At 42.4% G+C, this 20,971-nt stretch carries 15 protein-coding genes; 8 read left to right on the top strand and 7 right to left on the bottom strand.

Annotated features, from left to right (window positions below):
* The first annotated feature begins 183 nt into the window (after positions 1-183).
* Positions 184-744, top strand: coding sequence for an Npun_F5560 family protein (locus tag FIS9605_RS0134960; RefSeq protein ID WP_026736619.1), 561 nt, complete (start codon positions 184-186; stop codon positions 742-744).
* Between the two features lie 436 nt (positions 745-1,180).
* Here the strand turns inward: FIS9605_RS0134960 and FIS9605_RS0134955 are convergent, their stop codons facing one another.
* The gene (locus FIS9605_RS0134955; protein WP_026736618.1) at positions 1,181-1,534 is read right to left on the bottom strand and encodes an STAS domain-containing protein; all 354 of its coding nucleotides are present in this window, start codon (positions 1,532-1,534) and stop codon (positions 1,181-1,183) included.
* A gap of 640 nt (positions 1,535-2,174) precedes the next feature.
* Here FIS9605_RS0134955 and FIS9605_RS0134950 point away from each other — a divergent pair.
* Positions 2,175-2,804, top strand: coding sequence for a DedA family protein (locus tag FIS9605_RS0134950; RefSeq protein WP_026736617.1), 630 nt, complete (start codon positions 2,175-2,177; stop codon positions 2,802-2,804).
* Positions 2,805-2,910: 106 nt separating this feature from the next.
* On the opposite strand, the gene FIS9605_RS0134945 is transcribed toward FIS9605_RS0134950, so the two are convergent.
* A complete protein-coding gene (locus tag FIS9605_RS0134945) occupies positions 2,911-4,113 on the bottom strand; it encodes an argininosuccinate synthase (protein ID WP_026736616.1) in 1,203 nt (400 codons plus the stop codon).
* A 600-nt stretch (positions 4,114-4,713) separates the two neighbouring features.
* Positions 4,714-7,122 (bottom strand): PhoX family protein, encoded by a 2,409-nt coding sequence (locus FIS9605_RS0134940; protein ID WP_026736615.1) that lies wholly within the window; start codon positions 7,120-7,122, stop codon positions 4,714-4,716.
* Between the two features lie 773 nt (positions 7,123-7,895).
* On the opposite strand from FIS9605_RS0134940, the gene FIS9605_RS0134930 reads away from it, so the two are divergent.
* The 5 genes from FIS9605_RS0134930 (at position 7,896) to recG (ending at position 14,685) form a co-directional block, all read left to right on the top strand.
* Positions 7,896-8,870: a glycosyltransferase family 2 protein gene (locus tag FIS9605_RS0134930; protein ID WP_026736614.1), complete on the top strand. Its 975-nt coding sequence runs from the start codon at positions 7,896-7,898 to the stop codon at positions 8,868-8,870.
* Positions 8,871-9,095: 225 nt separating this feature from the next.
* Positions 9,096-9,890: a 30S ribosomal protein S2 gene (gene rpsB / locus FIS9605_RS0134925; protein WP_026736613.1), complete on the top strand. Its 795-nt coding sequence runs from the start codon at positions 9,096-9,098 to the stop codon at positions 9,888-9,890.
* 181 nt (positions 9,891-10,071) lie between these two features.
* Complete coding sequence (tsf, locus tag FIS9605_RS0134920; protein ID WP_026736612.1) at positions 10,072-10,731, top strand: translation elongation factor Ts; 660 nt, start codon at positions 10,072-10,074, stop codon at positions 10,729-10,731.
* Between the two features lie 412 nt (positions 10,732-11,143).
* Positions 11,144-12,070, top strand: a complete 927-nt coding sequence (locus FIS9605_RS0134915; protein ID WP_026736611.1) for a hypothetical protein — start codon at positions 11,144-11,146, stop codon at positions 12,068-12,070.
* Between the two features lie 95 nt (positions 12,071-12,165).
* Entirely contained in the window at positions 12,166-14,685 is a 2,520-nt protein-coding gene (recG, locus tag FIS9605_RS0134910) for an ATP-dependent DNA helicase RecG (protein WP_026736610.1), read from the top strand.
* Positions 14,686-15,164: 479 nt separating this feature from the next.
* On the opposite strand, the gene dps is transcribed toward recG, so the two are convergent.
* The 4 genes from dps to cbiT form a co-directional block, all read right to left on the bottom strand.
* Complete coding sequence (gene dps / locus FIS9605_RS0134905) at positions 15,165-15,713, bottom strand: DNA starvation/stationary phase protection protein Dps (protein WP_026736609.1); 549 nt, start codon at positions 15,711-15,713, stop codon at positions 15,165-15,167.
* Between the two features lie 424 nt (positions 15,714-16,137).
* Positions 16,138-17,031, bottom strand: coding sequence for a helix-turn-helix domain-containing protein (locus FIS9605_RS0134900; RefSeq protein WP_026736608.1), 894 nt, complete (start codon positions 17,029-17,031; stop codon positions 16,138-16,140).
* Between the two features lie 554 nt (positions 17,032-17,585).
* Positions 17,586-18,467 (bottom strand): phosphatidate cytidylyltransferase, encoded by an 882-nt coding sequence (locus tag FIS9605_RS0134895; RefSeq protein WP_026736607.1) that lies wholly within the window; start codon positions 18,465-18,467, stop codon positions 17,586-17,588.
* A gap of 161 nt (positions 18,468-18,628) precedes the next feature.
* On the bottom strand, positions 18,629-19,231 hold the full coding sequence (cbiT, locus tag FIS9605_RS0134890; RefSeq protein WP_026736606.1) for a precorrin-6Y C5,15-methyltransferase subunit CbiT: 603 nt from the start codon (positions 19,229-19,231) through the stop codon (positions 18,629-18,631).
* A gap of 64 nt (positions 19,232-19,295) precedes the next feature.
* Between cbiT and FIS9605_RS0134885 the strand changes: the two genes are divergently transcribed.
* Positions 19,296-20,693 carry a serine/threonine protein kinase gene (locus tag FIS9605_RS0134885; RefSeq protein ID WP_026736605.1) on the top strand — a complete coding sequence of 466 codons (1,398 nt, stop codon included), beginning with the start codon at positions 19,296-19,298 and terminating at the stop codon, positions 20,691-20,693.
* Positions 20,694-20,971: the final 278 nt, after the last annotated feature.

The following is a 20,971-nucleotide window of genomic DNA, read 5'->3' as shown; positions in this document are numbered from 1 at the left end:
AACCACTATCTACTAACCGCTAACAATTAATTCTTTAAAAAAGTAAAAAAAATTTCTTTTTCCTACTTGCCGATTTCTCCGAGAATGCTAAATTAACAAGTACTTAGAAGTACTTGCCAAAAGCAGTACAACCGCATTTATACCCAAAAGTGGAAAGATTCTTAACTGGAGCTAGTTGCCACCGTGAGCCAAACTGATACCTCCACTATTCAAGCTCTATCTACAGAAGTGTCGAAGTTGCGTCAAGAATTGCAGCTTCGCGATCAATTGGTGCAACAGCTGTCTCAAGAACTCTTCCGATTGGTGAAGGGCAATACTAACTTTATACCCCAGCCAGAAGTATCTGAGCGCCATCAAAATGAGCTTCAAGCTTTGCGAGAACAACTGCAAGCCGTGGAGCAACAGGTGGCTTTTTATCAAGAACAAATAGCAAGTCGGGATACCGAAATTTACCAATTGCGGCAGTCAGTGCAAGAACTGAGCGATCGCAGTCGGATGCTAGAGCAAGTAGTACAGGAATTGCCGCAAATTTATCGTCGTAAGTTTGAGGAGCGTATGGCTCCAATTAGAGAGAAAGTAGCAATGCTACAAAGAGAAAACCGCCAGTTGCAAGCAGAACTGCAAAGCGTAAGTTATCGTTTGGCACTGAAAACCCGCACAGCTTCTCACAGCGGCGTCGATTTGCCAAATTTCCAACGGGCAGCATCTGAGGAAAGTAATATTTCTACAGTGCAAAATGCTTAAACTTGTTCTGGCTACGTCAGCATAGGGCACAGCAGTTGTGAGTCACTATAAGTGATAATTTTTTGTAATCAGTGGTACTCACAGTCAAAAAAAATACTCTTTGGTGAAGTAATGGCTCTAGCCGAAAAATTTGGAGGGTAAACACGATCGCAAGATTAATTGCATTACAAACTAAGCGATCGCCAATTTTTCCCCAGATTGATCTAATGGGCGTCGGCTTCTATATCAGTTTATTTACAATCTTCCGCTATCTTTAGCCATACCACTATCTACTTACCTTGTGAAGTTTGGTTTACAAGGGACTTAAGATTTACTTTGAATAAACTTTGGTTATTCTTCAATGCACTTGCTTTAGCTAGCCAAAGCTTTGTAAAGGCTAGCTAACTGCAAAGCCAGTGCTTGACCTAACCATTGATTTCCTGTAGGGATTAATAACTTAACCCACTAGCATTAGACTGCTTTTATTGACAATACAATGAATGTCATCGTAAGAGTGGAAAATTTCAAATACCGAATCTAGTTGGGTGAGTTCCAAAATTAACCTCACCGATGCTTGGACGTTGCAAAGTACCAGACGACAACCACTTTGACGCGCAGCTTTCAATCCTTGTACCAAAGAAACTAACCCAGAACTATCCATAAAATCAACTTCAGCCAAATCGATCACCCAGAGTTGATTCTTCTGGGGTAAAATTCCAGCCATCTTTTCGCTTAAAGCCATACCACCCTGTAAGTCTATGCGTCCTTGGGGTTTAAACAAAATTATCTGACGTTCTGATATTAGAGTCATGAATTTAACTGGGTAGTTGAAACACTTAAACAAAACAGAAAAAAGGCATAAAAACTGTTTTTCTTGCAACCGCAAACCCACTGAATTAACCAGCTAATTGGTAACTTACAGCAATGCGGTTGAGATAAATAGTTCAGTATTCATGCCGTATAATTTGTGTTAGCTTTCCCCAATATAGGCATAACCGCTAAAGAATTTCAGTAGTAACCGTATCTTTTACAAAATTTTTATAAAAACCCTAGATTTTTATAAATTTTTAATAAAAACATTTGCTTTGTCTCTGTATGTCTACTGATGTGGTAGATATTACTCAACTTGTATGTGTAAATTTAAATTAAGAAATACTAATTTATAATTGCTCAACAAAAAGCTTATTTATAGAATAAGCTGCATCAAATCTTGAGTGTTACGGCATTAGCTCAAAATATAACTAGTTAAATTTACTTAAATACTGTGTAATAAATGTCTTGCCTCTAAAAGAGAATACTCGCTATAGACTTATGAGTATCCATGAAAGTTCCTTAAACTTCACAGAAATTTGATTGCAGTTTATCTGTTTCTTACCGGCTCGATTGACACACCACTAGAAAACGAGCCAAGATATAGTAAAAGTAAAAATTTGTAAAGGCTGCGGTGCTGAATGTCTTTGGAATTCATCTCGCTAGAAAATATCCAAGAAATTGCCCATCAATACGGATACTGGGCAGTTTTTTTGGGAATTTTATTAGAGAATTTGGGCATTCCCATTCCTGGTGAAACCGTAACCCTAGTAGGTGGGTTCCTAGCCGGTAGTCATGAACTCAACTACTGGCTAGTTCTAGGTGATGCGATTGCAGGAGCCGTGATTGGCGGAATTTTTGGTTATTGGGTTGGTAGAATAGGCGGCTGGTCGATGCTTGTGCGACTCGGTAGCCTGTTTAGGATCTCAGAAACCCGACTTTTGAATATCAAAGAACAATTTAGTGATAATGCAGCGAAAGCTGTATTTTTTGGGCGTTTTTTAGCCTTGCTGCGTATTTTTGCAGCACCACTAGCTGGTATAGCCGAAATGCCTTTCGGAAAATTCTGTCTATACAATCTGGCAGGAGCAAGTACGTGGGCTAGTGTAATGGTGACACTAGCTTTTTTTGCAGGAAGAATTATCTCCCTAGAACAATTGGTTGCCTGGGTAAGTAAATTTGCGATCGCGGCCTTACTAATTGTTGTAGCTATAATCGCTATTCCTTTGTGGTTGGAAGCTCGTCAAGTTAATCGTACAGCCGGAGAGTAAAAATCATGTTGGGGCGGTGGGGTTTGGAGTGATGGGCAATGGGCATGGGGCATAGGAAAAATCAGTACTTCAATTCCCAATCCCCAATTCCCAATCCCCCTACTTCCTATCTCTTACCTTGCTGTGCCCAAATCCGAGTAGGCAGACCCCAAACATAGATAAAGCCTTCAGCTGCTTTATGGTCAAATTGGTCTTCAGCCCCGTAGGTTGCCAAATCAGGAGTGTACAAAGAATTTTCAGAACGACGCCCAACGATCGCAGCGTTACCTTTGAATAACTTCACCCGCACAGTACCAGACACTTGCTCTTGGGTTTTTTGAATAAAAGCATCAAGGGCTGCTTTCAAGGGACTATACCACAAACCGTTGTAAATCAATTGGCTGTAAGATTCTTCAATCCCACGTTTGTAATGGGTGACATCTGCCGTCAATGTCAGACTTTCCAAATCGCGATGCGCTTGAATTAACACTACCATCGCAGGGGATTCGTAGATTTCCCGCGATTTAATCCCTACCAAGCGGTTTTCAATCATGTCGATGCGCCCGACACCATGCCTTCCTGCGACCTGATTGATTTGTTCAATTAGCTCAATCGAGTTTTTTGCTTCGCCGTTAAGGCTAGTAGGAATGCCTCTAGTAAAACCAATTTCAATGTACTCTGGTTCATCGGGAGCGTGAGCGATCGCTTTTGTCATCAAATAAATTTCTTCTGGTGGTTCTACTGCTGGATCTTCCAAAATACCTGCTTCAATGCTCCGACCAAGTAAATTCCGATCAATACTGTAGGGAGAAGATTTTTTGACTGGTGCGGGGATGCCAAACTGTTCTCCGTAGGCGATAGTTTGCTCGCGACTCATTCCCCATTCCCGCGCAGGTGCGAGAATTTTGAGATGGGGATTAAGGGCTGCAACGGCAACATCAAAGCGCACCTGATCGTTACCCTTACCAGTACAGCCGTGAGCGATCGCATCAGCACCATATTTTTCTGCGGTTTCTACTAATACCTTAGCAATCAGTGGACGAGCAAGCGCTGTTGCTAGAGGATAGCAGCCCTCGTAAAGAGCATTGGCTTGAATAGCAGGAAAAGCATAATCTTTCACAAAGGTTTCTTTGACATCGGCTACCAACGATTCACTTGCACCTGATTTCAAGGCTTTTTCTCGGACTGGTTCCAATTCATCCCCCTGGCCCAAGTCTGCTGCTAGGGTAATCACTTCTTCCACGCCCCACTCATGCTTAAGGTAGGGAATGCACACTGATGTATCTACTCCGCCAGAATATGCCAAGACAACCTTTTTGGCGCGACCCATTAGTTTCTCCAGTCAACAAAACAAAGAATTGAGTGATTATTATATTCCAAATAATCCTCGTATATTTTATTCATGAATATACATGGCAGTAAATTATCTGCAAATCAACACAAAACAGTTTTATTTGTTCTGTAAAAATTATATTTATATGGAAGTGCCGAGTACGGAGGGTGTATAGAGAAAAGAGGGAAAGAGTTAAGAAAGTGTGGTAAAAAAGTCGGATTATCGGTGATTTTGAGCCAAAGATGCACAAACACGAACACAGATAATTGATTTGAAATTAAAGCTAATATGACTGGACAATGTAAAAACTTGGGATTTCCATACTTAAATGATTATGTGTTTTTATTTAAATATATTCTCTAAGTTTTAACTGTGATTTTTAATTGGCAAAGAAATAAAAAATACCGTAGAGATTCAGCATCGAGCTTCTCTACGGTATTTTATACCAAGTTGCGTTCAGACATAGCAATAGCAATTCGTGCCCTCTCCCCTTCCCCTGTTCCAAATTGGGAGAGGGGTGCCGACAGGCGGGGTGAGGGAAGTACTTCTTTCACTGCAACTTAGTATTACTGTAAAAGTGCGATCGCGCTTCTATCGCTAAATAAATCTGCCGTTACCCTTTTTACGTTGAATGCCAATTACCGATGGACGGGGAATCCCTGTAGGTTCACCCTTACCGCCATCCTCTGGTGAGATATTGCTAGGCCAACTACTACCACGAGGCACAGTGCGAGTTTGATTGAATGTATTTCCACTCAAATCTAGCATCTCAATAGTGCGACTCAAAATCGTGCCATCGTTAATTGGACAATTTTCTCCAGGATGCTGTACCGAAATAATTAGCGTATCTCCTACAAAAGTCGGGCCGGTCATTTCACAACGCATTGGGCCATAAGCAAATGGTATTACCTCTCCCGCATTTGGGCCAATGGTAGGGATAAAGAACAGCCAGTTATTACCAAAAACCCCTGTGAAAGTGGAAACATTCCCAGTCTTGGTGTGATCTATGGTGTTTTGTTCAGGATTAGCACCAAGACCAAAACCGTTGTGGGTGTCGGTAGACATATCCGTCACACCCCAAACATTACCCCGAAAATCGAACACTAGGTTATCTACATTACCAAAACCAGCCCCAGCTACTGAACCAGCTTCCCCACCTTGGGAAAATCTTTCCCAACGGAAAGTTTGACCTGTACCGTCAGCACTATCTTCAATAATCTTGTAAAGTCCTCCTGATTGCTGGGTTGCATTCACATCTGCACTTAACTTGGCTACCTGGAAAATTCGCGAATCAGGATAACCATCGCTTCCTGGTGCACCATCGGTATAGGCAATGAATACCTCTTTCGTCAGCGGATGAACTTCTAAATCTTCTGGACGTGCTGTAGGAGTTCCCCCAGCCAAGTTCGCTGCTAAGAAAGCATCACACAGAACAGCACCTTGGGTTTTATAGAAGTCAGATAGCTTCTTATTTTGATAATCAGACAGTGCTGTTGCTTCATTAGTGCGATCGCAGTTAAACGCGCCACCATCTTCTGTTTGACCTGCAATACCATTGCGTTTCGGTAGTTTTAAAAGACCTTCTCTTTGCGCTGAACCCAAGGCGTTAAATTCTACAGAAGAAATAACTGTTGGCGGTATAGGGTTGGTAGAAGTATTCAAGAGTAACGGTATCCATTCACCTGTGCCATTTTCGTTGTAACGGGCTACATACAAAATACCGTCTTCCCACAACTTGCTGTTGTTTTTATCATCTGGGTTAGATACGGTACCTGTGCTGACAAATTTCCAGGTGTGTCCCCCACGTCTGTCATCACCCATGTACGCAACTAATTTTTTGCCTGGTTGAACGCGCACAGCGACGTTTTCATGACGGAAACGACCCAACCAAGTATGTTTGCGAGGACGGAAATTTGGATCGGCAGGATCAATTTCTACCATCCAACCGTATTTTTCCCCTACTAAACCAAAAGTCTCGCCAGTAGTGTCTTTAGTATATTCTGTCTGAGTGCCATCAGGCTTGACAGATTCAGTTACACCAACGAAAAACGCTGAACTGCCTTGGAAGTTTTCTTCAGCAGTTAATACAGTTCCCCAAGGAGTTGTACCACCAGAACAATTGTAAGCAGTGCCAATAATTCTATTACCCAATCCATCGGAGTTGACAGACTCAAAAACTTCAGTTGCACCTGGGCCCGTACCAATTAAATAATTTTGGTCTCCTTGCTGGTAGCTGCGAGTTCCCCAAGCAGTAACGTTTTTATAATCATCCTTTCGTTCTTTGTTAATTCCCAATCCGGAAAGACCGTGGATGCGGCGATTATTGGGATCTTTGACAACAGCAAAGCGATCGCCACGGTTAGGGTAGTTACGGCGAGAAACGCGGACGATAGATGCGCCTAGGTTATATAAAAATTCCCCATCTACTAGAATCCTGTCATTGGGATTATCTCTGGTAGTGGGTAACGTCCACCCAATTACTGAAGCAAATGCAGTAGGTAGTCCGATCGCATCTTTTGGAGTCTCTGGTGCTAATTCAGAAATAGGGAAACTGACATATTCGTGATTTACGAACAAATAACCATTATTCTTGTTTCTGCTAGAACCAGGATTGAGGTCTTTGTCAATAGAAACGAAACTGGTGTAATCGCAGTTGTAACCAAAATAATCATCATGGTTAGGAAATACGCGATCGCCCCAACCGACAATGACATAACGTTCGTACTCTGGTGGAACTACCACATCATCAATTACTGTGTAGCTATTTAACTTAGTATCTCCAGATGCCTTAATTACTTCTCCTTGACTAATCTGTTTCGGCAAGTAATTATCTAGATCTTTGTAAAGAGGTAAAGGATGCGGTAGGCGTACAGGTGTGAACCTCTGCGGCAGGTTTTTTGCTTCTGCGACATTATAAACACTATCTAAAATTTTGTCTCCCAATACAGCAGCACCAGCACTACCTGCAAAAAACACTAAGATTTGTCTTCGAGTGAATTTTGACATTAAAATTTTCCTCTCTTTAGTTATTTGTCAAATGCATAAATTTTTGGTCATTAAAAAACAGGTATACATTTGCAGAAATGAATTCTACAAATTTGGTATTACCAAAAATTTGCGTTTAAAAATCTTAGACTAGACTGTGTTACTAATAGGCATAAAAATCACTTATTAAATAAAATTTTTCAAAAAAGGCTGAGCAAATTAGATTCATTATGTCGCGATACTATTTAGACCTTATTTGCTTGATAATAGGTGATTTATAAAAACTACAAAAAATGTGTTATAAAGACACAAACAAAGCTTGTTTTTGCTGAAATATGAACAATATAAATTTAAATAGTGAATATTAAAATTAGGTTATAATTAGGTTAAGTAAAACAACTTAATCTTATTAAGATTGAATTAAAATTAGGTTAAAATAAAAATTAGTATATTCTTATTTAGTTGCTATAAAAATAGAATTTTAAATATAAATACATCAAACATGATGCAAATTTTGAATTATGTAATTCAAGGAAAACAATATTAAGTTTCACATCTTGCACGCCGATGCAACAGCTTGGAGCCTCTGGCTCTCCCAATCGAATGGTGAGCAAGCACGGTCATCACTTAGGGTGTGAGGATATAAAGGGATAAGAGCATAGGAGAAATAAGTTGGCTGACTTGAAAAGACCAAATATACCCTTAATTTCTTCACCTGCACCCTCATACCCTTATTCCCTACACCTCTTAAAAATAAGGAACAGTGTTAGTGTCCTAGTTGTCCTATCTTAGAAATGGGTAATAGTGTTGTGAGTGAGACCGTGTTTTTTAGCGTTGTTATTCCGACATACAATCGTAAGCCGATTCTGGAAAAGTGCCTCAGAGCATTGGAGACGCAGCAGTTGAATAATGTAGAGACGTTGCATGCAACGTCTCTACAAGGTTATGAAATTGTCTTGGTGGATGATGGTTCTACTGATGGCACTTTGGAGTGGTTGGAGACACACAAAACTGAGTTTCCCCATGTGCGAACCTTCAAGCAAGACCATCAAGGGCCTGCTGCTGCGCGGAATTTAGGAGTAGAGCAAGCGCATGGAGACACAATTATCTTTATAGATAGCGATTTAGTAGTAACAGAGAATTTCTTGCAAGCTCATGCTGATGCGCTAGTACAGGGACAAAAGGAATTGCGGAGCGATCGCTTTTTCACCTATGGTGCAGTAATCAATACCTGCAATTTTGAGCATCCCACTTCTGAACCATATAAACTCACAGATTTTTCTGCCGCTTTTTTTGCTACGGGTAACATCGCTATTCCCAAGCACTGGTTAGAGAAAGCAGGACTTTTTGATACTCGCTTTCAGCTTTATGGTTGGGAAGATTTAGAACTAGGCGTTAGGCTCAAACAACTGGGTTTAAAACTTATTAAATGTCCAGCAGCTGTAGGTTATCATTGGCATCCGCCTTTTAGCTTAGAGCAAATTCCTCGCTTAATTGATAAAGAAATTCAGCGAGGACGCATGGGAGTTTTATTTTATCAAAAGCATCCTTCTTGGGAAGTGCGAATGATGATTCAAATGACTTGGTTGCATCGTTTGTTGTGGGGAATTCTCTCACTCAATGGCACTCTAAATGAACGTACGATGGCTCCATTGTTGCAATGGCTAATTAGTATCGGAAAACCCCAATGGGCTTTAGAAATTGCCCGGATTTTTCTCAATTGGTATAACGTCAAAGGAGTCTATGAAGCTTATGCAGAAGTGAGGTGATCGGGGATTAGAGATCGGGGATCTGGGAGAGACAAGGCAGACAAGGCAGACAAGGGAGAATTATTTAACAAGTCTCTTCCCAATCCCGAATCCCGAATCCCCGATTCCCTCTTCCAAAATATGCTACCTTAGTATGGTTCTTTAATCTCGCACATCCAGGAGTTCGGGTGTTTCTGAAATAGAAATACGCCTGGGTGGAGGTTTAACCCGAATAGGAGTTAAATAATGGCTGTTGTTTCTTTGGCTCAAATGATGGAGTCAGGGGTTCACTTTGGTCATCAGACCCGCAGGTGGAACCCCAAAATGTCTCCTTATATATACACCGCCCGCAACGGAGTACACATCATTGACTTGGTGCAAACTGCTCAGTTGATGGAAGAAGCATATACTTATATGCGATCGCAAGCTGAGCAAGGCAAAAAGTTCCTTTTTGTTGGCACTAAGCGGCAAGCAGCGGGTATTATTGCCCAAGAAGCGTCTCGTTGTGGTGCTCACTACATTAACCAGCGCTGGTTGGGCGGAATGCTCACCAACTGGGCAACTATCAAAACGCGGGTAGACCGTCTCAAAGAATTAGAACGCCGGGAAGAAAGCGGCGCTCTTGATTTATTGCCAAAAAAAGAAGCCTCAATGCTACGCCGCGAGTTGGCGAAGCTTCAGAAATACCTGGGGGGCATTAAAACTATGCGGAAAGTCCCCGATGTAGTCGTGATTGTAGATCAACGCCGGGAATACAACGCAGTTCAAGAATGTATCAAACTGGGAATTCCGATTGTATCAATGTTGGATACAAACTGCGATCCAGATGTAGTGGATATTCCTATCCCAGCAAATGACGATGCTATCCGTTCGATTAAGCTAATCGTCGGCAAATTGGCGGACGCAATTTATGAAGGTCGTCATGGTCAGTTGGATGTAGAAGAAGAATACGAAGAATACGAGGGCGCTGAGGAAGATTACGATTACGAAGAAAGCGATTACGCTGACTCGTTTATTCCCGATGAAGAAGAGGAAGAATAAATTAGGTAATGGGTAATGGGTAATAGGGACTGGAAGGGACTAGGGATTAGAAATTAGGAACCTGGTACCCAATACCCAATCCCCAATCCCCAATCCCCAATTACCAAGCCCTTAGTAAGATAGAAATACTCAAAACCCGAGAGCGATTACAAGTGTCAGTCTAAGTAGGAATTGAGGCAAAATGGCGGAAATATCTGCAAAACTCGTCCAAGAGCTACGCCAAAAAACTGGCGCTGGCATGATGGACTGTAAAAAAGCGCTGCAAGAAAACAATGGCGATATGGCGAAAGCCGAAGAATGGCTGCGTAAAAAAGGCATTGCCAAAGCTGGAGCCAAAGCGGATCGGGTGGCGGCAGAAGGACTCGTAGGCAGCTATATCCACACAGGCGGTAGAGTCGGTGTACTGGTTGAAATAAACTGCGAAACTGACTTCGTTGCTCGCCGTGAAGAGTTTCAAACTTTGGTGCGAAACGTCGCCATGCAAATTGCGGCTTGTCCAAACGTAGAGTACGTGAATGTAGCAGACATCCCGCCTAATATCGTCCAAAAGGAAAAAGATATAGAAATGGGGCGGGATGATATCGCGAATAAGCCTGACAACGTCAAAGAAAAAATTGTTCAAGGACGAATTGAAAAGCGTCTGAAGGAAATGACTTTGATGGATCAGCCTTATATTCGCGATCAGAGCATCACTGTAGAAGAACTGGTTAAGCAGGCGATCGCCCAACTCGGTGAAAATATCCAAATCCGTCGCTTTGTTCGCTTTATTCTAGGCGAAGGCATTGAAAAGAAAGAAAGTAACTTTGCCGATGAAGTAGCTGCACAAATGGGTAGTAAGTGATTTTAGTTATTAGTCATTAGTCATTTGTCATTAGCAGTAAAGACAAATGACTAATGACTAAGGACAGATGACTTTTTCAAGGACAGGTTAAGCAAAAGAGGCTGACCTGTCTTTCATAGTATTACGGTACTCCTCTTAACTAACTAAGCTGTAACGCCTTAAAATTGCACAATTGCTCGTGAGGGTCGTCATTAGTCATTAGTCATTGGCCATTAATAACCAAGGACAAATGACTTTGGACAAATGACGGTCTTAACGAAAAAAAGTGCAATGTGTAAGCGCAACAGCTTACTAAACACCAACAACCAACAAATTCAAGCTAAAATCTAAACTCCTCTGGACAGTTATCTTAAAATGTAAACGTACATTTGTACTATTACATTTGGGTTGCAATGGGCAATAACGAAAAGATATGGCGAGACCAATTGAGCGAATTGAGCGGGATCTTGCAGTGTTAGAAGAGGCGATTGCCGCGATCGCCCAAGAACTCAAAACTGCTTATGTCAGTTATCTAGCTACCTTAGGGCAAGCCGTGCGGCAGCAATTGATTCTGGCGGTTTATCATCTATGTACTCAGAGGTATTCCGAAAACTTTCTAAAATTGAGCTTAAGTCAGCGGCAAAATTTGCAACAGTCCGTTCGCAAGTTAGGTCAACAGGCCGCTGAACAATTACTAGCTCTTATAAACAATGATGCACAACAACCGTCACACAAACAAGTCGAAAGTGACACCGTAGATGAATGGAGCCAGAGCCTTATAGGGATTTCCTCCTTAATGGTAGCTGGTGTAGAAAGTGAGGACGAACAGAAAAATGAAGAAGGGGAAGAAAATGAAGAAAATGAAGAAAATGCTAACTTTTCCCTCTCACCTTCTTACCCTGTCTTTCCATCCTCTTCAAACCCGATAGAACTAGCAAAATGGCAACAGTACATAGAGAAGTCGGCACAAGGCACGCTCAGAAAAATTTCTCGTGAGACTAATCTCTTATTACAAAAAGCCAAGATATTACCCAAACAACTGCCAGAACCGATTTTAGAAGCAGCTGGCTCAGATGCATCTGCTGAGGTAGTACCAGCTCCACCCAATCTCTTAAACTTAGTAATTGAAATTGAAAATGAACAGGAGCCAGAAGAATCTAGCCTGACACAAATCATGGCTATTAACTTGCGTCTTGTAGAAATTGAATTTGCTGATACCAAACTATCGTCAGAACGCAAGCAGATTCGCAATATCCTAGCTCAACTCAATAAACTTGGGTTGGACTATCAAAAAAAACAGCGAGAGCTTTCAGTTGCCGAAGCTGAAGCAGCATGGCGTGCTAGTTGGTTTGAAGATTAATTAATAGTCAAGAGTCCAAAGTCAAAAGTCCAAAGTTAATTGACTCTTGACCCTTGACTCTTGACCCTTGACTCTTGACTCTTGACTTTTGACTAATGACCACTGACAAACCAGACTGGATACGATTGCAAAAAGCCCTAGCAATAGAAGCAGAACAAGGCTTTACTGACTTGGTAGGTAGGCAATATCGCTTCAGTGAGTTTCTCACCTTAACTTTCGGCAAATTTCCGATTGGCTTATCAAGTGATGAACGCCGTCGCTGGCAAGAACTAGCGGCTCAATTTGCTAAGTATCCAAATCTGGGGCTAGAAGATAGGCAACAGTTAGTAGTTGAGACTCGCAGGTATCTTTATCAATTGCAACAGCAGCAGGAGAGTGGAACAGATGTAGAGACGCGCCATGGCGCGTCTGGGAGAGGGGGAGTGGGAGAAGAGTATAAATCCCCACTCCCAAAACCCAAAGTCCAAAATCCCAAATCTCAAATCGTTGCGGAGGTAAGTCGCAATCTTGCCCCCAAGTTAGACCAAAAACTGAGCGATTTACCAGAAATAGGGCTCAGAAAAGCTGATAAGCTAGCGCGTCTTGGTTTATACACTGTGCGTGACTTGCTTTTTTACTATCCCCGCGACCATATTGATTATGCGCGTCAGGTGAGTATCCGTGAGTTACAGGCTGGTGAAACGGTGACAATAGTAGCAACGGTAAAGAGTTGCAATTGCTTTACTAGCCCAAAAAATAAAAAGTTGACAATTTTAGAACTTGTATTACGAGATAACACTGCTCGGATCAAAATTGGTCGCTTTTTTGCGGGTACGCGCTATACCAGTCGCGCTTGGCAAGAGAGTTTAAAGCGCCGCTATCCAGTCGGTAGTATTGTGGCGGCGTGTGGTTTGGTGAAAGAAAGTAAATACGGTTTGACGCTGGAAGATCCAGAATTGGAAGTTTTAGCCCATCCAGGCGATACTATAGAATCGCTGACTATCGGACGAGTAGTGCCTGTTTATGGCCTAACAGAGGGAGTAGGGGCGGATCTCGTGCGACAGGCAGTTATTGCTGTTTTGCCTACTGCGGCTCATCTTAAAGATCCCTTACCCAGTGGTTTACGGGGTAAGTATGAGTTGATGGAATTGAAAGATGCGATCGCCAACATTCATTTCCCCTCAGATAGCGACACTCTCCAACATGCCCGTCGTCGTCTTGTATTTGATGAATTTTTCTATCTGCAACTGGGTTTACTGCAACGTCAACACAAAGCCAGGCAAATACAAACCAGCGCTGTTCTTGCTCCTAGAGGTCAGTTACTGGAAAAATTTTACGACATACTACCTTTTCAACTTACTAATGCCCAGCAACGAGTCATCAATGATATTCTCAACGACTTGCAAAAATCAGTACCAATGAATCGCCTAGTGCAAGGTGATGTTGGTTCTGGGAAAACGGTTGTAGCTGTAGTTGCCATCCTTGCTGCCATTCAATCAGGGTATCAAGCTGCACTCATGGCTCCCACAGAAGTTTTAGCAGAACAGCACTACCGCAAGTTAGTTAGCTGGTTTAACCTGCTGTATTTACCAGTAGAATTACTGACAGGCTCTACGAAAACTGTCAAAAGACGACAAATTCACGCCCAATTAGAAACGGGAGAATTGCCCTTATTGGTGGGAACTCATGCCTTGATTCAAGACCCTGTCAACTTTCAGCGCTTGGGTTTAGTGGTAATTGACGAACAGCACCGCTTTGGGGTGGAACAGCGAGCGCGGTTGCAGCAAAAAGGCGAGCAACCCCATGTATTAACTATGACAGCTACGCCCATTCCCCGGACACTAGCGTTAACAATTCACGGGGATTTGGATGTGAGTCAGATTGATGAATTGCCACCAGGACGGCAAAAAATTCAAACCACGGCACTAACGAGTCAACAACGTAGCCATGCTTACGACCTGATCCGCCGGGAAATAGCCCAAGGACGGCAAGCTTATGTAGTTTTGCCCTTGGTAGAAGAATCGGAAAAACTAGATGTGCGATCGGCAGTAGAGGAGCATCAAAAGTTACAGGAAAGCGTGTTTCCTGAATTTCAAGTGGGACTGCTGCACGGACGCATGAGTTCTGCTGAAAAAGACGACGCAATCAGTAAATTTCGCAATAACGACACTCAAATTTTGGTTTCTACTACAGTAGTGGAAGTTGGCGTAGATGTACCTAATGCAACAGTGATGCTCATTGAAAATGCAGAGCGATTTGGCTTATCTCAATTGCACCAGCTGCGAGGACGTGTTGGTAGAGGTGCGGCTCAGTCTTACTGTCTGTTGATGAGCAGTTCGAGAAGCCCTGATGCACAGCAACGACTGAAAGTATTGGAACAATCCCAGGATGGCTTTTTTATCTCCGAAATGGATATGCGTTTTCGCGGCCCCGGTGAAGTGCTGGGAACTCGCCAGTCTGGTGTACCAGATTTTACCTTAGCGAGTTTAGTGGAAGATGAGGAAGTGCTAATGCTAGCGCGGCAAGCTGCGGAAAAGGTGATAGAAATAGATGCAACTTTGGAGCGTTGGTATTTGATGAAAGAAGAATTGAAGTATCGGTATGAGCGGTTAATGGGTGGAGCGATTTTGACATGATATTCCGACTGCTTATTGACCAAGAAATGTTACTAATGGGACTTAGCAAGTCGGCTATCCACCCCTGAAAGACGTAATACCGTTTCACGCTAATCACCAAACAAGGCAAAAGTAAAAAGTTCAAAGGCACTCATAAAGAAAAACAAAAATGGTTTAAGCACCATTATTTATTTATGGAAAGAAATAAAAACATTTGTTTTGAGACACGCAGTGCAAGAAACAATATGTCCTTATTAAATCCCCGCGCATTTATTTATGGGGATTATCTTTTTACTTTTTACTTTTTAAGATACATATAAATTTTGTAGAGACGCGTACGCCGCAGGCGTTACCGCAGGGTAATTTCGCGTCTCTACTATCTGTATTTGGATCAGAGTTTTTGTGAAATGGTATAACTTCCCATCATTCTCTGTGATGAGTGAAGAATGAGTTATTTCCCCTACACCCCCATTCACCTACACCCTTATAACCTAGATGATTCAGTTATATTCTGCTAGCTGATTATTCACATTCATAACTGAGTTGACAATATGAGTGTCCAAGAACCACAAACGCTTATCAACGACCATAGAGATTTCTGCATAGAGGTAAGCAGTATCTGCATCCCCCAGTACAGCTGTGCGATCAATGTTCTCCCATAGTAAATTGCCGTATATTGCTAGACGCTCTGCAACTGAAGCAATATGGTCTTTTCTTTCGATGATATTGAGGGGATATTCAGGTAAGATTGATTGCCCAGCTGCATTACGAGCAGTCCCCATTGCTAAACCTCCAAGATTTGTGACTCGCTGTGCAAGCAAATCAATATACAAATCTAGTTCAGTGGCAATTTCATCAAACAGCTCGTGTATATCATGAGAATTCTGAGCTTCGACATTCCAATAAGCCTGCTTGATCTGAGTCTTCAGATCTACTGTGGTTGCCAGCGTTTGATTGAGGATATCAATGATTTGCGATCGCAGTTCTAAGGGTAGAATAATTCCAATCGCATCAGAGCGTATACCGCGAGGCTCGCTACTACCGTTCATTTACTCTCCTTAAAAGAGACATGAAAAAGATCTAGTGGTAGAACGCCCAGCCAGCGCTTTTGGCAGAAGTATCTGTTGAGATGCATCTTCAGACTTTTGCTTAAGCTTAGATCCCCCTCCTCACACCTAGAGGTTACAAAACTAAACTTTGAGGATAAGATGGAAGAGTGGGATAAAAGAGTGGGGAAATTTGGAAAACTTAAAGTTATTCTCCCTTTTCTTCCCCGACTCCTGACGCTTCCCTTGCCCATCAATTTTCGAGTTGCAGGCTGCTAACTCTGCGTTGTGAGCAAAAACTAGGGGGAGCTGCTAGGGCTGAACACCACTAGCCGAGACCAATAGGGATTTTAAATTCTTCTATCTAAGGCTATAAAAACTGGATTGTTGCTGTATAGATGATTATTGCTTTTTTAGAAGATTATTGCTACTGTTTGCGAATCTCCTTGGGTGTTACCCCCAACAGGCGCTTGAAGTGGCGTGTAAATTGGCTTTGATCGGCAAAACCTACCATAGAAGCAACTTCAGAAATTTTTAGTTTAGTTTGCAAAAGCAACATCTTAGCACGCTCAATTCGGCAGTGAATTACATACTGGTAGGGAGAAAGCCCTGTAGACTGCTTGAATAAACGAGCAAAGTGGTATCGACTCATGCCTACTTCCTGAGCCATAGCTCCTAGCAACAAATCTTCAGCCAAATGGTCAATTATATATTCAGTTACCCGCTGTAGTTTGTGTTTGGGCAATCCTCCACCATAGTCTTGAAGAGAATGTTTCGGTACAGAGTAATGTTGCAACAAATGAGCTGACAGCGCCGTTGCCATAGAATCAGCATAAAGGCGACTGCCCAAACTATTTGATTCCAGTGCTGCTTTGAGGGCAAGCCCAATTTGATAAATCAGCGGATCTGGTTTGGAAAAGTGTGGTATTATTTCAACTACATTTGGATTAACTGATTCATAGGCTATATTTGCTACTAGCTTAGAATCTAACGTCAAAGCAATAAATTCAGATTCCTCAGAAGTAGCTGCCTTGTGAGTTACGTAGGGAGGAATTACCGCTACGTCGCCTAACATAGTGTCTTCACTTTTGTGGCATTCACCTAGCCATCGCTCAAACCCTAACTGACATTTCAGCCTAATCACAAGTGTATAATGCGTGGCATAATGTTCTTGGCTTTCATATGGGGGTTGGATGTGATACTCCAAACCAAGGTTTTCCCAGCCTGACTCGTGACTTGATAATATGGGTGGTTTGGCGAGAATGTGCTTACGAGCATCCACTTTAGTCACATCAATGGCTAGGGATTTCTCATCTGGCATCACTTTCTCCTTTCCCACTAGGCTGTTGTTGCCAATTTTGCAAAAAACCCTGTTTGTACGATTATGAATTGGTTTTGCTAGCAAACTTCACTTCAATTGGCGACTAAAAGTATCAGTGTTGTCCTTAAAACGGAGTAACATTTGGCTAAGTACATAATCCCTCGGCTGAAGACATAACCTATCAGTATCTAGCAATTGAGCAGCCAATTTTGCTGGCGCGCAATCTACTCAATAGCGATAGGAGTAAAATTCAGCTTAGAAATTGACATACTTCTCTATAGTTGCAACTGAATTTTTCCTTCAATTGAGAAAGATACCATTTTTTCGTTACTAGAGTATATTTCCTAAGTTTGGTTACACAAGTGTAATATTCTTTTGTGATGTGAAATGGCTATCATTACTCTTACCACATGGGAGAGTGGGAGAGTGGGAGATGGGGAGAGTGGGGGAGGGGGAGATGATGGGGAGAAATAACTACTACTAACCACTAACCACTAACCACTAACCACTAACTTTTGACTCTTGACTCTTGACTAATGACTAATGACTAATGACTAAACTAGCAATGGCAATAGGAGAGAGACAAAATAGTAAACCAATGGTGCGGTAAAAATATAACTATCAGTACGATCTAAAATGCCACCATGACCGGGAATTAATTGTCCTGAATCTTTTACTCCAGCATCCCGTTTGAGCATCGACTCAGTCAGATCGCCTAGAAGACCAGCAACACCAATCAGCAAACCTAATGTCAGACCAGTAATCACATATTCGGGCCAGTTGAAATAGTAGGCGATCGCAAAAGCGACAATAATACTAGCGGCAACACCGAAGACAGCGCCTTCAACAGTTTTTTTGGGACTGATGTCAGACAAAGGGGTTTTGCCAAAAAATTTACCAAAAAAATAAGCACCAATATCTGCTGCCCATATACAGAAGAAAGTCAGTAGCGTTGCTGTCAAACCGTCTGGTAAAGAAGCTGAATGTCTATTGGCGAGAAAATCTGTCCAATTGGGAGGCCAGTAGCCTCCCAAAGGAATGTTGCTGGCGGTAGTATTGAAAGCTCGCAACCTTACCCAGTAACTCGGCAAATAACCAGTGTAGAATAACCCCAAGATTGAAGCGGAAATGTCCGCAATTGTGGCCATTTTGGGTTGAAACAGTAAGTAAAAACAAATAAATGTACCCGCTACTGGCATGACAGCATCAGCTAAATTGCCATCCAACGTACAAATCACTAGGAGAATTTGACTGACAACCATAGTTGTTTTAGCAGCGGGAGCTATGCCTTTGGCTCTGACCAGGTTAAAGTATTCTTTCTGACCCAAAAAAATGATCGCGGCAAACACGATGGTAAAGTACCATCCACCCAAAACAGTAGCTGAAAGAGCAACAGCGATCGCAATAATTCCACTTAAAATTCGAGACCAAGGCATAATTAGGGACTGGGGACTAGGGATTGGTGAGACCACTTCCCGTCTTGGCTTTTGCCTATAGGGGAAAGTGGCGAACCCGAAGGAGGGCTAGGAAATTAAAAATTAAAAATTTTTAATTTTTAATTTTTAATTGATTTGTCCCTAGCCACTGGTATTTGGCTTCAGTCTAACTTCTCACCGCTGAGGATAAAAATCGGGTCTACAGCAGCAAAAGTTTGAGAATAACCACGTGTCTCCAGGCGGTTGACAGCAGACTGCACGACTTCAATATTCCTCGCTTGCAACTGGGCAAAGCTTTGAGAAATAGCATACAGATTTTCTAGATTAGCAGCTGTGGCGACTACTCTACCTGATGGTGGCAAATAATGCCAGACTGCCTGCAAAATTTCCTGGATGGGACGTCCACCTTCAATGCAGACCCGGTGGGGTGTATCTTTAAGGTCGTGCAGACATTCGGGGGCGCTACCTTCTATGACTTCAACATTTTTGACTTCAAAGCGATCGCAGTTACGGCGGATCAGATTGGCGACTTCTTCATCCCGTTCCACAGCAACGATCCGCCCTTGGGGACACAACAGCCCAACCTCTACAGGAATAGTACCTGTACCTGCGCCAATGTCCCACAAAACTGTATCAGGTAAAAGGCGCAATTGGGCAATCAAAAGCAGTCGAATTTCTCGTTGACTCAGAGGAATTCCCGGCAAGTGCTCGAATAAATCATCGGGAATACCAGGACTAGTGTAAGGCCAAAGTTGAGAAGGCATACCATTACATATAGTTATAGTAAATAAAGATATCGGCTTTAACGTAGCGCCATAACCAAGTATCATGATTAGTCAAATTTTAGGCGAACGCTACGAAGTACAGCACCAGTTGGGTAAAAAGGCTGGGCGACGGACGTTGTTGGCTCGCGATTTGATAACTGGTGAATTGGTAGTAGTCAAGTTACTGACTTTTGACAGCAATTTTGAATGGGATCACCTGAAGTTATTTGAACGGGAAGCCGAAACTTTAAAATCTTTGTCCCATCCCTCGGTCCCGCGCTACTTAGACTATTTTGAGGTAAATACGCCGAATCTGAAAGGATTTGCTCTGGTACAAACTTATATTTCAGCCCAAACTTTGGAACAACATTTAAAGGCTGGACGTAGTTTTACAGAAACAGAAGTCAAAGAGATAGCCAAAGCTGTATTAGAAATTCTCATCTACCTGCACGGTCAGAATCCTCCTGTTATCCACCGAGATATTAAGCCTAGTAATATTTTGTTAAGCGATCGCTCTGGTAATAGTGTTGGTCAGGTTTACCTAGTAGATTTTGGCTCGGTGCAGACCGTGGCGGCTACCGAAGGCGGGACAATGACAGTAGTGGGAACCTATGGATATATGCCACCAGAACAATTTGGCAGTCGCACCGTTCCTGCTTCTGACTTGTACAGTTTAGGTGCAACTTTAATTTACTTAGTGACAGGAGTCCATCCGGCGGATTTACCCCAAAAAGACTTTCGCATTCAATTTGAACAAGCAACAAATCTTAGTCCCGCTTTCACTAACTGGTTGAGGTGGATGACCGAACCCAGTTTAGAAAGGCGTTTAACCTCGGCTGCACAAGCATTACAAGCTCTAGAAAAACTACAGACAGGCGACAATATTACTGGTTTAGCAGTGACTAAACCAGCTGGTAGTAAAATCCAACTGACAAAAGATACGGATGCTTTAGAAATTCTCGTCCCACCAGTTGGTTTTCAGGGGTCGACGGTGTTCATGGTTTTGTTTGCGATCGCCTGGAATTCCTTTATCCTGTTTTGGACAATTAATGCTCTCGCAGCGCCTTTTCCTGCTAATATCCCCTTTGCTTTATTCTCTCTGCCTTTTTGGGGTGCTGGCTTGCAAATGGTGTATTCTGTTCTTTCTCCTTTACTCAAACGCATCCGATTGCGCTTAGATCGCCAGCAAATAACCTTAACTTGGGAAATGTTGGGATTGAAATTTAATCGTGTTCCACCAGCACCAACACAGGAAATCACTAAGCTAGTTTACGTACCCAGAACCTTTACCACAGATTTAGAGGGTAACAGAGTCGAAATTTCGCCCCAACTAATAATTTGGGTAGGAGTGCAGAAGTATCAACTAGGTGGTAAAGGTGGCTTTGTGGAATCCGAATTAGAAATTGAATGGCTAGCTAATGAATTAAGTAATTGGCTAGGTTTGCCAATTCAGCGAGAGTAGCCGTGAAATAAATTTCCGGCTAAATAATGTAGAGTGAGTATTGCTAGCCCTGTCAAGGTGGATAGAAAACAAACCCAAATGTTAGCAGAGAAGACCATTTTCCTCTTTGTGTCCCTTCGCTGCGCTCGAGGGCAAGCTTAGTGTCTTGGTGTTTCAAAAATTATTTTTCACCACAAAGACACCAAGAAAAATCCATTTCCAAGACTTACACCTTGACAGGGGTAGGTGGGCATTGCCACCCTACTATATTTACATAGGGTTTTTTACAGGAGACACTT

The organism is Fischerella sp. PCC 9605 (assembly GCF_000517105.1).
In the GTDB taxonomy this organism is placed as follows: domain Bacteria; phylum Cyanobacteriota; class Cyanobacteriia; order Cyanobacteriales; family Nostocaceae; genus PCC9605.
The sequence above is the reverse complement of the archived record's forward strand: the minus strand, read 5'-3'. Positions and strand labels throughout refer to the sequence as shown.